This is a genomic window from Sulfurovum sp. (genome assembly GCA_026990595.1).
Lineage (GTDB): Bacteria > Campylobacterota > Campylobacteria > Campylobacterales > Sulfurovaceae > Sulfurovum.
This window is the reverse complement of the sequence record JALXCZ010000039.1, coordinates 1-14,293: the sequence shown is the minus strand read 5'-3', so window position 1 is coordinate 14,293 and position 14,293 is coordinate 1. Positions and strand designations below refer to the sequence as shown.

Sequence of the window (14,293 nt, the reverse complement as noted above, 5' to 3'; positions counted from 1 at the left end):
CAGTTGGAGAGAAAAGAGAAAAAGGTAAGTGAACTGCTTTTTCCTTTCTATCAAGAAGCATTGGAAGTGTTTGACTCTCGTGATTCTCATTATCGTGCAAGGAGTGAATTTCGTATTTGGCATGAGGGTGAGAGGTGTGACTATGCGATGGGGAATATTACAAAAAACGGTGCTGTGAGTATAGAAGAGTGTCCTAAAGTTATTGAACCTATAGAGAAGCGCATGTGGAAGTTACTTGAGAAGATCAATGCTTCTACGGAAGTACTTAAAAAGCGTCTTTTTGCCGTAGAGTTTTTGGCAACGACTATAGATGAGTGTTTGATCACAATGCTTTACCATAGAAAACTGGACGATACATGGAGTAAAGAAGCCAAAATGATCGAGTCAGAACTTCACTGTAAAGTGATGGGAAGAAGCCGTAAGCAAAAGGTGATACTCTCTGATGAATTTGTGACTGAAAAGTTGGAAATAGATGGAAAAATGTTTACTTATGTGCAGTATGAGAGCGGCTTTACCCAGCCAAATCCGGCAGTCAATGTTAAAATGATCGAGTGGGCGATCAAGCAGGTAAAACAAGTAAAGTATGGAGACTTTCTGGAATCATACTGCGGATTAGGGAATTTTACGCTGCCGATTTCTCATTATTTTGATAAAGTGTTGGCAACGGAGATCAGTAAACGTTCCATACATGCAGCAAAGCAGAACTGTAAACTTAACGGAGTAGAAAATATTACCTTTGCCAGACTCGCCTCTGAAGAGATGACAGAAGCACTTGAGGGTAAAAGAGAGTTTAACAGATTAAAAGATATTGATCTCCAATCGTATGATTTCACTACTGTACTGGTTGATCCGCCGCGTGCAGGGCTGGATGAGGGAACGATCAAACTTGTCTCAAAACTAGAAAATATCATTTATATTTCCTGCAACCCTGAAACATTGGCACGTGATTTGGAAATATTGACGAAAACCCATGAAGTAAAAGAAGCAGCCATCTATGACCAGTTCCCGCATACAGAGCATGTTGAGAGCGGGGTATTTTTGGTAAAAAAGAGTTAAACCTTCTGAACATCCAGGTTATTCAGAGGGTTCCCTTATATTAATTCTCTATGCTCTACCATTGCACAGTAGTTTTGAATGACTTTTATCCCTGCATCTTTGGCTTTTTGAGCAGCATCATTATTGACAAGTCCTACCTGTCCCCAGAAGACCTTTACATCTCCACGTGCGATACATGCATCGGCAATCGCATCAAATGCAGCAGGTTTTCTGAAGATATCTACCATATCGACCTCCAATGGGATCTCTGCCAAAGAGCGATAGACTTTTTCACCTAAAATGATCTCTTCTTTCGGGTAAACAGGAATGATCCTGTATCCTGCCTCCTGAAGATATTTGGCTACACGGTGGCTTGCTTTGCTCTCATTGGGAGAGAGTCCCAGTATGGCAATGGTCTTTACGGTATTAAAAATCTCTTTCATCTCTTCTTTATTACTGTTGACTGTCGGAAATTCACACTCCATGATTTATCCTTTATTTCGATATAATTCAATCATTATAATATCTAGGAAAGATAATGTTGGACTTAAACAGTATAAAAAAAGCCTATGAAAGAGTGCAGGGAATAGTACATCGTACGCCATTCTCCTATGCACCGATACTTTCACAAATGAGCGGATATGAAGTGTATCTGAAAAAAGAGAACCTTCAACGTACAGGTGCCTTTAAACTCAGAGGGGCTTTCAATAAAATAGCCTCTTTGGTAGAGAATGGAGAAAAAGGTGGTGTCGTGGCTGCAAGTGCAGGAAACCATGCACAGGGGGTAGCATTTTCTGCTAAACATTTCGGTATAGATGCAACCATCGTCATGCCTGAGTCTACACCGCTTACGAAAGTGCAGGGGGTTAAAGAGTTTGGTGCAACAGTCATACTGCATGGTGGCAATTATGATGAAGCATATGCGTATACAGTGACTTTTGCAAAAGAGAATAACTATAATTTTGTACATCCTTTTACTGATGAGGAAGTGATGGCCGGTCAGGGTACAGTGACTTTGGAAATGTTTGAAGAGGTAGACGACCTTGATGCACTGGTTGTTCCTGTGGGTGGTGGAGGACTTATCTCCGGTATGGGTGTTGCTGCAAAAGCATTGAATCCTCAGATCAAAATAGTCGGTGTTTCTGCCCAGGGTGCTCCGGCTATGAAGAACTCTTATGATGCAAAACAACCGCTTGATACTACTTCGGTAAGAACGATTGCTGACGGGATAGCCGTACGGGATACTTCTGCGATCACACTGGAGTATATTCTAAAAAATGTAGACAGTTTTAAAAGTGTGGGAGAAGATGAGATCGCTTCAGCGATCCTCTTTCTGCTTGAGAAACAAAAGGTGCTTGTAGAAGGTGCGGGTGCAGTAGGTGTAGCCGCTTTACTGCATGGCAAACTGGATCTTCCCAAGGGGTCCAAAATAGGTGTGGTACTGAGTGGAGGAAACATTGATGTCACGATGCTTTCTTTGATCATTGAGAAAGGTTTGATGAAATCATCGCGCAAAATGAAGCTGATGGTCACACTGGTAGATAAGCCCGGAGCCTTACAGTCATTTACACAGATACTCACGGATGTGGGAGCTAACATTGTACAAATAGGATATGACAGAACTTCTATAGATTTGAAGTTTGGAGATGCCCACGTCTCCGTGGCTTTGGAGACAAAAGGTGAAGAACATCAGGCATTGATAAGAGAGAAGTTAAAAGAGAGTGGATTTTCTTTTAAAGAAGAACACTAAAATATTACTTTGCAATATTAAGTGAGGAGTGAGGAGTGAGGAGTGAGGATTTAATTATTGCAATTGACCTGGGCTCAAATACATTGCGTGTGCTCTGCTACGATTGCCAGGCAGAGGAAGCTGTAGCTGCATTTGAAAAGATCGTTAAAACAGCAGACGGTTTAAGAGAACATGGTTTCATTAATGATGCAGCAGTAGCTAGAGTGATCGCAGCGATCAAAGAAGCAAAGCAGGTGATTGATTTTTCTGAACAGCGTATAAAAGCAGTGACTACTGAAGCGCTGCGACAGGCCTCAAACAAAGTACAAGTACTAAGAAGTATAGAAGAAGAGACAGGGATTGTTTTCGAGATAATTTCCGGAGAAAAAGAGGCGGAATATACTCTTTTGGCAGTAAAGAACAGGTTGCGTAAATTACACTATGCATCACAAAGTTTTGTGCTGGTTGATATAGGCGGGGGATCAACAGAACTGATCTTTTGCTACCCGGATAAAACTATTTCCAAAAGTTTTCCTGTAGGTATTGTAACGATCGCCCAAACTTATCAAACATTAGAAAAGATAGATCAGGTACTCTCCTCAGTCATGTTTGAGATGCAAATGTTCTGTGCTGAAGTATATGCAACGAAAGGTAAAGTAGACTCGTTTGTCGCCACAGCCGGTACACCTACAACAGTAGCAGCTATGAAACTTGGACAGACCTATGAGAGCTATGATGCTTCTAAAATAAATGGTACATCATTAGTGATGAGTGAATTGGATCTTTATTTGAAAAAACTTCTGGCTATGCCCCTTGAAGAGAGAGAAGTCACAGTAGGTACAGGCAGAAGTGATCTGATCGCTGCGGGGATACTCATTTTTAAACAACTTTTTACTATCGTTGAATTTGAAAAATGTGTGGTGGTAGATGACGGATTGCGTGAAGGTGTTGCTTTAAAAGGGTGTGATAAGTGAAAATCCCTACACTAACCAAATCAAAAAAAGAAGAGACATACAAAAGAAAGTCTATTATTTATAGGTTGGAAGAAACCTATTGGTCAGTGTAGTAATTTAGAGGTGTTTTTATAAGTACAATTACAAAGGGGGATATGTACTGTCTCACCTCTTAAGTAGAAGTATAGTAGAAAAGTTTGTCAAAGTTTGTCAAAATGATTTTTTTTATTATTTTGTGACTAAAATATAGCCTATTCCATAACTGCTTTTTAATGTTTCTTTGGGAAGTTTATGCCGCACACGTTTTATTAGGGAAGTAATAGCATTTGAAGAGAAATCACGTTCAGGCTGGTCTTCATACAATGTATTATAAATATCGATGGAAGAGACAGTTTGATTTGCCTTGGTACATAAAAGCGCAAGAAGCTTTTGTTCTCTTGGTTTTAACAGTATCTCTTTTTTATCCTGATAGAGTTTATGCGTATGCTCATCCCAATAGTAATCTTCTTTCAGATAGATAAGATGATTCTTTTTACGCAATTCATCAACAAGGCTAAAAAGAAGCTCTTTGAGTCTGTCACTTTGTACAGGTTTAACCAAATATTTTACCAAATGCAGTTCTATAGCCTGCAAAAGTTTTTCTTTGTCTGAATGGGCAGTAGTAATGATGATCTTGGTAGTTTCATCATTTTTACGGATCTTCTCTATCATGGAGAGTCCGTCAAGTCGTGGCATATGAATATCGGCAACGATAATATCTGGTCTCTTTTTCTGGTATATTTCATATGCACTTATTCCGTCTTCAGCTGCATATACATGTGTAAAAAAGAGCTGAAGATACTCCACCATAGAATTTAAAAGTTTGGTTTCATCCTCTGCAATGAGTATTGAAACATCACTGATCTTACTGTTATCCATCTGCCTTCTCCATTGTTATACTGAACGCTGCACCCTCTTTAATATTTTGTACGTTTAACGTACCACCCATATTTTTTTCAATGATCATCTTGGAAATATAAAGCCCGAGCCCCGTTCCCATAGATTTATGTTTAGTGGTAAAATAGGGATCAAATACACGGTGGATATGCTCTTTTTTGATCCCTCCTGCATTATCACTTATCGTGAGGACAACATTCTTATTATCCTGAGATAGAACCATATCGATAGTAGCATTCTTTGTTTTTCTATGGATCAAAACATCTTTTGCATTGGTTAAAATAGAGACAACGACTTGTGTATACTCGTTCATATAGCCGTTGATGTAAGCATCATCACAATTTTGGAAACAGATATCGATACCTGCTTTATTCAACATAGGACGCATGATGGTCAAAGCATGTTCAACGACATCACAGACGCAGAAGTTTGTTTTCTTTTTTGCCGGATGGTAGAAACGCATAAAGTCATCAATGGTTCTTGACATATATTGTATGTTATTCTCCATCTCTTTTAGTTTTGTCATCAACTCTGTATCATCAAGGATCTCTCTTTGGGATTTTTCTTTAAGAATGGAAATGATCGTATTGTTTATGGCTAAGGGTTGACGCCATTGATGTGCGATATTTCCTATCATCTCACCCATATCCGCCATTTTCGCTTTTTGAAAAAGAAACTCCTCTTTCTCTTTGAGTTGTTCAAGTGAAGCAATAAGAGCCATATCTTTTTGCTTGAGTGCTTCGATTGTATAGAGAAGCTCATCACGATACTCTTTTTCAACATACAGCCCACACTCTAAAGCTTTCATTTGTTCAATAAGCGGCATGATCTGTTCTTTTTTGATGATAGAGCCATGTTGTGGTGCAATAAGATCGATCTCCAGTGTTTCTATTTTAGAGAGTGCATAGTTGAAAATGTCTCGACTTGGCATATATTCTGCATGGAACTGCTTGGCTTTTTCAAAGTAGTCATCTCCTGCAAAAAACTCCCAAGATTCTTCGATCCCTCCAAAAATATCTCCTGATAGTAAAGTTTTTGTCTGTGGTTCATAGGTAACGAATGCCCCGGGTGAGTGACAGTAAGGGGTTGTTAAAAATTCCAAATGTAAATTGTCGCATTGAAGTTTATGTTGATGTTTGTCGATTTCATAATAGTCTGATTGTATGAGATAATGTTTAACTAAAGGAACCATTCGGCTATGTGTGATGATCTGTAAATCGTTACGATCGATCAATTTTTCCATTTCAGGTACAGAAGCTGCAAGATCGGGATCTTGATGATGTAAAATGATATATTTAACATTTTGCATAGAACTGATGGTGTTTATCTTCTTTACGACTGCATCAAATTCCAACATGGAACCGGGGTCTACCAGAACAGATGCATTGCCATTTTTAATAAAATAGGGGTGACACTGAAAAGGATCATTCTGAAGATACATACCAACCCAGTAAATATTTTTGGCTATCTCTATTGCTTGTGTGAAATCCATGTAAGAAGTATAGTAAAAGAAGGAAGAGTTTTTCATGATTTTCATCAAGAAATCAGGATTACACTAACAACTTACTATTTATAAAAGGAGGGATGAAAATATGTAAATAAGAATTTAAAAACTCATTCAAGTTAGTGTAAGCCTATGAAGTGCCTATCCTCACTTCATGGTTACAATTATAATAAAAAAAAGTCAAAAAAAAGTCAAATACTATTATTTCAATTGCAAAAGAGCAATCTAATAATTTTTAGCTATAATCCAAATATTATAAAAATAAAAAGAATGGAGTGTAAACCATGCAGATGAGTGGTGCACAGATGGTGTGTGAAGCAATTATCGCCGAGGGGGTCAAGACCGTATTTGGTTACCCGGGTGGTGCGATCATGCACGTTTATGATGAAATTTACAAACAGAACGGGTTTGAACATATTCTAAACCGTCATGAACAGGCTGCTGTACATGCAGCAGACGGTTATGCTAGAGCTACAGGTGAAGTCGGGGTCGCTATGGTGACTTCGGGACCTGGATTTACCAATGCCGTTACCGGACTGGCAACAGCCTATATGGACTCTATCCCTATGGTGGTCATTTCAGGGCAGGTGCCTTTGTCCCTCATTGGTACGGATGGATTTCAGGAGATCGATGCAGTAGGAATTTCGAGACCCTGTACGAAACATAATTTTCTGGTACGTACACTTGAAGAATTACCCCGTGTGCTGAAAGAGGCGTTTTACATTGCCAGAAGCGGAAGACCCGGACCGGTACTTGTGGATATTCCTAAAGATATTACGGTAGATATTGGTGATTTTGCGTATCCTGATTCTGTAGATATCCCTTCATATAAACCGACCTATAAAGGGAATAAAAGACAAATAGAAAAAGCTGTTGAAGCGATCAAGTCTGCAAAGAAGCCACTACTCTATCTTGGTGGAGGAGTTGTCCTTTCCAATGCAGCTGATCTTGTGCGGGAATTGGCAGAGAAAACACAGATACCTGCTGTTGAGACATTGATGGCAAGAGGTGTCATGGGAGCAAAGAATCCACTGCTTCTTGGTATGCTCGGTATGCATGGAAACTACGCATCCAATATGGCAATGTCAGAAACCGATCTGGTCATTTCACTTGGTGCCAGATTTGATGACAGGGTGACAGGGAAACTTTCAGAATTTGCTAAATATGCAGATATTATTCATGTAGATATTGATGCAGCAAACATTGGAAAACTTGTAGATGTAGACTATCCTATTGTCGGGGATGTGACACAGGTGCTTGAAAAGATGATCCCCCTGCTTGATGATGTAGATACGGACAGATACAATGCATGGAGAGAGATACTGAAGCGTTATGATGTACTTCATCCACAGTCCTATGTAGACAGTGATGAAGTCATCAAGCCGCAATGGGCGATCGAGCGTATTGGTACACTTATCGGTGAGGATGCGATCATTACTTCTGATGTGGGTCAGCACCAGATGTGGGCAGCACAACACTATCCGTTTGACAGACCACGCCAGTGGATCAATTCCGGTGGACTTGGTACCATGGGCTTTGGTTTTCCTGCAGCGATTGGTGCAAAAAGGGCGTACCCTGAAAAAACGGTCATTAACATTACCGGTGATGGTTCCATCTTGATGAATATGCAGGAACTGGTAACGGCAGCAGAGTATAAGATACCGGTCATTAACGTGATCCTTAACAACCATTTCCTTGGAATGGTAAGACAGTGGCAGACATTCTTCTATGAGAAACGTTATTCTGAAACCGATCTTTCGTTCCAACCAAACTTTAAAGCGTTGGCTGAGGCATGTGGAGGGATTGGATATGATGTAACGACCAAAGCAGAATTTGATGCAGCATTGGAAGATGCCATAAAACAAGATAAAGTATGTTTTATGAATGTACAAACGAACCGTTTTGAAGATGTACTTCCTATGGTACCTTCAGGGGGTGCACTCTTTAATATGATGCTGCCTCAAAAAACAGAAGGGGAGGAGAAGTAATGGCACATTCAACAAATGAAAGACGTGTTATCTCTGTTGTGGTCATGAATGAAAGTTCTGTATTGGCACGTGTAACTGCTCTTTTTGCAGGTCGTGGGTATAACATCGAGTCATTGACTGTTGCACCTATCCCGAACTCCGAAATGTCGCATATCACCATTGCGACAAACGGTTCGACCAAAGTAATGGAACAGATCACGAAACAGCTTCATAAATTGATACCTGTCTATAAGGTCATAGAGCATGAAGAGATGGTTGAAAAAGAGATGGTACTTGTAAAGTTCCCTATTGCCGAAAACCTTTCTGATATTGCTGCCCTTTGTTCTACCTATAACGGTGGCATTGTTAATGTAGGTAAAGAGATGGTTATTGCACAAGTTGCTGATGAACCTAAGCGTATTAAACATTTTATAGAAGCAGCAGAGCGTTACAACCCAACGGAGATAGTACGTGGCGGTGTGGTGGCTATAGAGCGTTAGATTATTTGTAGGGTGTTGTCCCATGACAACACCTTCTTTATTTTTATTGTATATCAAATTTTTGGTGTTGTAAGGGTACAACACCCTACACAAGGACAATGATGACCTATAAACTCTCCCAAATCACCAAAGAACTCAATTTAGATTTTAACGGTAATGACATCGAGATTGATGGCATTCACACACTCAAAGAAGCGACTTCTTCACAACTCTCTTTTTTTACAGATGCCAAATATGCATCAGAGCTTCCTCAAACAAAAGCAGCGGCTGTTTTTATTGACGAAGAGCATGCCGATTTATTACCTGATACTACGATCGCACTGATTACTGATGAAGCCTATTTAAAATTAGCCTATGCATCTAAATTTTTTGCACATAAGATTGAGAGTAAAGGCGGGCATCCGGCTATGGGTGAGGGGTGTGACATAGATAAACGGGTACGTTTTGGTAAAAATGTGACTTTGGGAGACAATGTGACTCTGTTGGCAGGGTGTTATGTGGGTGATAATGTCACTATTGCTTCAAACACACTTCTGCATCCCAATGTTACATTGTATCATGGTACACAGATAGGTCAGAACTGTATTATTCATTCCGGTACGGTCATAGGGTGTGACGGCTATGGATTTGCCCATACAAAGTTGGGGGAGCATGTTAAAATCTATCAAAACGGGAATGTTTTGGTTGAGGATGATGTAGAAATAGGAGCAAACTGTGCCATAGACAGAGCAGTATTCGGTACAACGACTATTCGCAAGGGTACAAAACTGGATAATCTTATACAGATCGCACATAACTGTGATGTGGGAGAACATACACTTTGTGCTGCACAGGTTGGGCTTGCAGGTTCTACAACACTCGGACGTAATGTGGTCATGGGTGGACAGAGTGCTACGGCGGGGCATCTGGAAGTGGGTGCTTTTGCGACCATTGCCGGTAAAGGTGGTGTGACCAAATCTCTTGAAGGAGGAAAGACCTATGCGGGTTTCCCTGCAATAGAGATCAAACTGTGGCGAAAAATGCAAGCTGCTCTGATGAGACTTGTTAAAAACCGTTAACCTTTTTTGATATAATTATTAATCGTAGTCTTATCTACCACGTAAGGAAATTTATATATAATCACGCTATCGCCGTAAGGGTTAATAGCAATTAAACTAAAGGAATTACAATGAGCGGAACAGTCACCCAAGTAGATGAAATAACATTAAGCGGTACAAAAGACGGAAAAATCTCTGTGACAACAATCGCAGAGCCTTATGGTACGAAGAGTGAAAGCGTTGCGAGCATCGGTATCACCCTACAGGCAGGAGCAAAGGAACCAGACTGGAAAGTGCATATCCCAAAAGCCAATATCGATGCAGTGATCGCAGCACTTCAAGAAGCTAAAAAGAATTTATAAAAGTGAATCTGTTGATCATTCAGCAGCTTTCATCGCTTTGTACTGAGCCTCGATTTTAGCCAGTTCTTCTCTGTTGGGAACTTTTCTTCCTGCAATATATCCAGTGATCTTATTGTTTTCATTGAATTTTGCTTTGATAGATACGATTACCCAATAGTATTTTCCGTCACTACGCATATTTTTTACATACCCTTCCCAGTATTCACCACTTCTGATGATCTCCCACATTTCTTTAAATGCAGCTTTAGGCATATCAGGATGTCTGTTTATGTTATGTGGAGAGCCTACCAGCTCTTCTTTCGTATATCCAGTCATCTCTCTAAATTTTCGGTTGGCATAAGTAATGATACTGTTTTTATCTGTTTCTGTGATCATCACACCGCCATTGAAAAGAACTTCTTCGTTGACAGGATTTGGTTTAGTTATCTCTTGACCGGTAATAGTATTTTTTGTAGTACGATGCATAGTAATCCCCCCGAATTTATATACTCTGTATTGATAGTATTGGAATGTATGGAAAAGAAATATTGTAAGCAACAAGAGAAGTAACTTTATATTTATTGGCAGCCAGACAAACTCTACGAGTTTCATGGCTTTCTGTCCTCATTTCACAATGAGTTTAGCTTTTTCAATACATATTATGAGTGGAATCATATCATCTTAAGCTTATAGCGTTATGATGCGAAAAATGTATAGCTACTACTGATTTTGCTTTAACGCATACTTTGTTACAATACACTATTATGAAATAAGGAAATCTTTTGTCCATTACTGAAACGATCAAATCACTTTTAGAACAACGTATTCTTGTCATTGACGGTGCTATGGGTACACAGATACAAGACTTGGATGTACCGGAAGAAGCATGGATAGATGATAAAGGAATGAATCAGGAAGGCTGTAATGAACTCCTCATAGATACGGCACCGGAATTACTTAAACGTATTCACATGCGTTATGCCATGGCAGGGGCAGACCTCATTAAGACCAATACCTTTGGAACTATGCCGTGGGTACTTGATGAATATGGTATGGGTGAGCGTGCCTATGAACTCTCTAAAAAAGGTGCGCTACTTGTTAAAGAGATATGTGAGGAATACAGCACCCCTGAACAGCCTCGTTTTGTTTTAGGCTCTATGGGTCCGGGGACGAAACTACCTTCTCTTGGACATATCCATTATGATGAGATGTATGAGGGTTACAAGCTTGTAGCTGAGGGACTTATAGATGGTGGGTGTGATATTTTCCTGCTAGAGACCTGTCAAGACCCATTACAGATAAAAGCTGCGCTACATGCCTGTCAAGATGCCAATGAGGGTAGAAGAGTAAAACTTCCTATTATGATTTCTGTGACTATTGAGCTCTCAGGCTCAATGCTTATTGGAACAGATGCGACAACGATTGTGACTATTTTAGAACCGTTTGATATTCTTTCTTTAGGTTTTAACTGTGGTACCGGGCCAGACCAAGTCAAAAAGCACCTTAAAACACTAAGTGAACTTTGGCATAAACCTATCTCTGTACATGCCAATGCAGGACTTCCGCAAAACCGTGGAGGGTATACCTACTATCCTATGGGACCCGATGAATTTACAGACAAACAGTTGGAGTTCACCGAGTTTGACGGTGTAAGCTTTTTAGGCGGATGCTGTGGTACAACGCCTCAACATATACAGGCACTTAAAAAAGCAGTAGGCAACATGAAACCCAAAGCACCTACAGGGAGCATAGCGCCAAGTATTGCTTCACTTTTTAATACGACTGAGCTTTTTCAGGAACCGGCACCGTTACTTATAGGGGAGCGTTCTAACTCTACGGGTTCCAAAGCATTTAGAGAGCTTATTATTGCAGGAGACTATGAGGGTACACTTCAGGTTGGACAAGCTCAGGTACGTGACGGGGCTCACTGTCTTGATGTGAACGTAGAGTTCGCCGGACGTGACGGTGCCAAAGACATGAAAGCAGTCATGGAGCTATATAACCAAAAGATCCCTCTGCCACTTATGCCGGATGCTACACGTGTCTATACAATGGAGGAAGGGCTGAAGTGTATTGGAGGAAAGCCCATCATAAACTCTGTAAATCTTGAAGACGGAGAAGAAAAGTTTCATGCCATCTGTAAACTTGCCAAGAAGTTCGGTACAGCGCTTGTCTGTCTTACTATTGACGAAGTAGGGATGGCAAAGACCAAGGAAGATAAAGTAGCCCAGGCAGAACGTATGTATGATATGGCAGTGAATGGACACGGCATAGACCCACGAAATCTCATCTTTGACACACTTACTTTTACGGTAGGTTCCGGAGACTTGGAGTACCGTGATGCCGCTATACAGACACTGGAGGCCATACGAGAGTTACACAAACGTCACCCTGAAGTGGGTTCAACACTGGGACTCTCAAATATTTCTTTTGGGCTTGATGCTAATGCAAGACGTTATCTAAACTCTGTTTTTCTACACCATTGTATACAAGCAGGGCTTACAACGGTTATCATCAATGTAAAGCATATTATCCCGCTTGCCAAGATGAGTGATGCAGACCGTGAAGTGTGTGAAGAGTTGCTTTTTCATCCTGATGATAATTCTCTCTTTAAATTCATAGAGCATTTTTCAGATGTAACAATAGATGAAGAGGGAGATGATGAAGCGTATTTGGCAATGTCCAATGAAGAGAAGATCGCCAAGCTCCTTATGGATGGAGACAAAGAGCGTATGATCCCGCTTGTGGAAGAGGCACGCCATGAAATACACCCAGATAAGATCGTTAATGAAATTCTCATAGATGCCATGAAAGTGGTGGGTGAACTCTTCGGAAGCGGAGAGATGCAATTGCCCTTCGTACTACAATCAGCAGAGACAATGAAAACAACTGTGGATTATCTGAATCCTTACCTTACCAAGCAGGAAAAAGAGACAGATACTACACTTGTCATTGGTACAGTGAAGGGTGATGTGCATGATGTGGGTAAAAACCTTGTTGATATTATTTTAAGTAACAATGGATTTAAGGTTGTCAACATTGGTATTAAGTGTGAGCTTGAGCAATATCTGGAAGTGGCAAATACACAGAGTATTCAAGCGATAGGAATGAGTGGGCTTTTGGTTAAATCTACAGCTGTAATGAAAGATAACCTTGAAACCATGGCAGAACAGGGTATAGAAACTCCAGTGCTTATGGGAGGGGCTGCCTTAACACGTTCTTTTGTCGATGATTTTTGCCGCCCTATCTATAGGGGACCTATTTTTTACTGCCGTGATGCTTTTGATGGGGTTATTGCTATGAGTCGTATTGAAAAATGGCTTGAAGAGAAGGAAACAAATCCTGATGCTGTACTTGATACCAAACTTGCAGGAGATATGAAAGAGCGTAAAGAAAAAGTGAAAAAAGAAGTGGTCATTCCTCCTTTTGAAGAGATACAGCAGCCCCAACTGGTACCAGTACCTACACCTCCATTCTGGGGTAGAAGGGTTATGCAGAAAAAAGACCTTGACCTGAATATGGTCTTTGACTGGGTAAACAAAAAATCCGTCATCAAGATGCACTGGGGTTACAAAAAAGGGAAGATGGACAAGGCAGAGTATGAAAAACTTCTTGAGGAAAAAGTCTATCCTGCCTATGAGCGTCTGAAACAGGAATTTATAGAAAAAGAGTTGTTTGATCCGACCATTATCTACGGTTATTACCCTGTGAGAAGCAATGATCAGGAACTGTTGCTCTTTGATGAGAGCGAAGGATGGAATGTAGATGAAAATGCCAACCGTGAACCTTTTGAAAATGTACTTGGGCGCGCAGAGTATGCTTTTAGTTTCCCAAGACAGGGTAGAAAGCCACACCGTGCATTGAGTGATTTTTTCAGGCATGATAGACACGATATTTTAGCTATTACCTGTGTAAGTGCAGGTGCGAAATTCTCTGCCTATGAAAAAGAGCTTTACGATGCAGGAAAATACCTAGAGTATAACATGGTACACGGTTTCTCTGTAGAACTTGCCGAAGCCTTGGCAGAAGTAGTTCACAAACAGATACGTATGGACTTGGGAATCTTGGCAGAAGATGAAGGTGCTACACTGCGTGATGTGCGTATGCGTCGCTATCAGGGTGCCAGATACTCTTTCGGATACGCTGCCTGTCCGGACTTGGAACAGAGTCGTATCATCTTTGACCTGCTCAAACCTGAAGAGTTTGGGATAGAACTTTCTGAGACTTTTCAAATACATCCTGAGCAGAGTACAACAGCACTTGTGGTACATCATAAGAATGCTACGTATTA

The 14,293-nt window shown here is 40.5% G+C and carries 12 protein-coding genes and 1 riboswitch; of the genes, 8 read left to right on the top strand and 4 right to left on the bottom strand.

All coding sequences use genetic code 11. From position 1 onward, the window contains the following. Nucleotides 1-1,056 (top strand): tRNA (uridine(54)-C5)-methyltransferase TrmA (gene trmA / locus MVE01_RS08045; RefSeq protein ID WP_472561669.1); only part of this gene is annotated, 1,056 nt, incomplete at its 5' end. Nucleotides 1,057-1,091: 35 nt separating this feature from the next. On the opposite strand, the gene MVE01_RS08040 is transcribed toward trmA, so the two are convergent. Beyond that, a complete protein-coding gene (locus MVE01_RS08040; RefSeq protein ID WP_472561668.1) occupies nucleotides 1,092-1,520 on the bottom strand; it encodes a CoA-binding protein in 429 nt (142 codons plus the stop codon). A gap of 53 nt (nucleotides 1,521-1,573) precedes the next feature. On the opposite strand from MVE01_RS08040, the gene ilvA reads away from it, so the two are divergent. Together ilvA and MVE01_RS08030 are read left to right on the top strand one after the other, a co-directional pair. Continuing rightward, nucleotides 1,574-2,785, top strand: coding sequence for a threonine ammonia-lyase (ilvA, locus tag MVE01_RS08035; RefSeq protein ID WP_472561667.1), 1,212 nt, complete (start codon nucleotides 1,574-1,576; stop codon nucleotides 2,783-2,785). A 35-nt stretch (nucleotides 2,786-2,820) separates the two neighbouring features. After that, on the top strand, nucleotides 2,821-3,738 hold the full coding sequence (locus MVE01_RS08030; protein ID WP_472561666.1) for a Ppx/GppA phosphatase family protein: 918 nt from the start codon (nucleotides 2,821-2,823) through the stop codon (nucleotides 3,736-3,738). A gap of 207 nt (nucleotides 3,739-3,945) precedes the next feature. On the opposite strand, the gene MVE01_RS08025 is transcribed toward MVE01_RS08030, so the two are convergent. Next, nucleotides 3,946-4,635 carry a response regulator transcription factor gene (locus MVE01_RS08025; protein WP_472561665.1) on the bottom strand — a complete coding sequence of 230 codons (690 nt, stop codon included), beginning with the start codon at nucleotides 4,633-4,635 and terminating at the stop codon, nucleotides 3,946-3,948. Next, complete coding sequence (locus MVE01_RS08020; protein WP_472561664.1) at nucleotides 4,628-6,181, bottom strand: oxygen-binding di-iron domain-containing protein; 1,554 nt, start codon at nucleotides 6,179-6,181, stop codon at nucleotides 4,628-4,630. Before MVE01_RS08020 ends, MVE01_RS08025 begins: the two co-directional genes overlap by 8 nt. A gap of 260 nt (nucleotides 6,182-6,441) precedes the next feature. Between MVE01_RS08020 and MVE01_RS08015 the strand changes: the two genes are divergently transcribed. The 4 genes from MVE01_RS08015 to MVE01_RS08000 all read left to right on the top strand — a co-directional run bounded on the left by MVE01_RS08015 (nucleotide 6,442) and on the right by MVE01_RS08000 (nucleotide 10,023). Then, the gene (locus MVE01_RS08015) at nucleotides 6,442-8,145 is read left to right on the top strand and encodes an acetolactate synthase large subunit (RefSeq protein WP_472561663.1); all 1,704 of its coding nucleotides are present in this window, start codon (nucleotides 6,442-6,444) and stop codon (nucleotides 8,143-8,145) included. Further along, a complete protein-coding gene (ilvN, locus tag MVE01_RS08010; RefSeq protein ID WP_472561662.1) occupies nucleotides 8,145-8,624 on the top strand; it encodes an acetolactate synthase small subunit in 480 nt (159 codons plus the stop codon). Before MVE01_RS08015 ends, ilvN begins: the two co-directional genes overlap by 1 nt. Before the next feature lie 101 nt (nucleotides 8,625-8,725). Beyond that, nucleotides 8,726-9,682, top strand: coding sequence for a UDP-3-O-(3-hydroxymyristoyl)glucosamine N-acyltransferase (gene lpxD, locus MVE01_RS08005; protein WP_472561661.1), 957 nt, complete (start codon nucleotides 8,726-8,728; stop codon nucleotides 9,680-9,682). A 110-nt stretch (nucleotides 9,683-9,792) separates the two neighbouring features. Further along, nucleotides 9,793-10,023, top strand: coding sequence for a hypothetical protein (locus tag MVE01_RS08000; protein ID WP_472561660.1), 231 nt, complete (start codon nucleotides 9,793-9,795; stop codon nucleotides 10,021-10,023). A 15-nt stretch (nucleotides 10,024-10,038) separates the two neighbouring features. Here the strand turns inward: MVE01_RS08000 and MVE01_RS07995 are convergent, their stop codons facing one another. Continuing rightward, a complete protein-coding gene (locus MVE01_RS07995) occupies nucleotides 10,039-10,614 on the bottom strand; it encodes a PAS domain-containing protein (protein WP_472561659.1) in 576 nt (191 codons plus the stop codon). After that, a riboswitch (cyclic di-GMP riboswitch) is annotated at nucleotides 10,583-10,657 on the bottom strand. Its footprint overlaps the gene before it by 32 nt. 127 nt (nucleotides 10,658-10,784) lie before the next feature. Here MVE01_RS07995 and metH point away from each other — a divergent pair. Beyond that, nucleotides 10,785-14,293: methionine synthase (gene metH, locus MVE01_RS07990; protein WP_472561658.1), on the top strand; the 3,509-nt coding region annotated here is incomplete at its 3' end.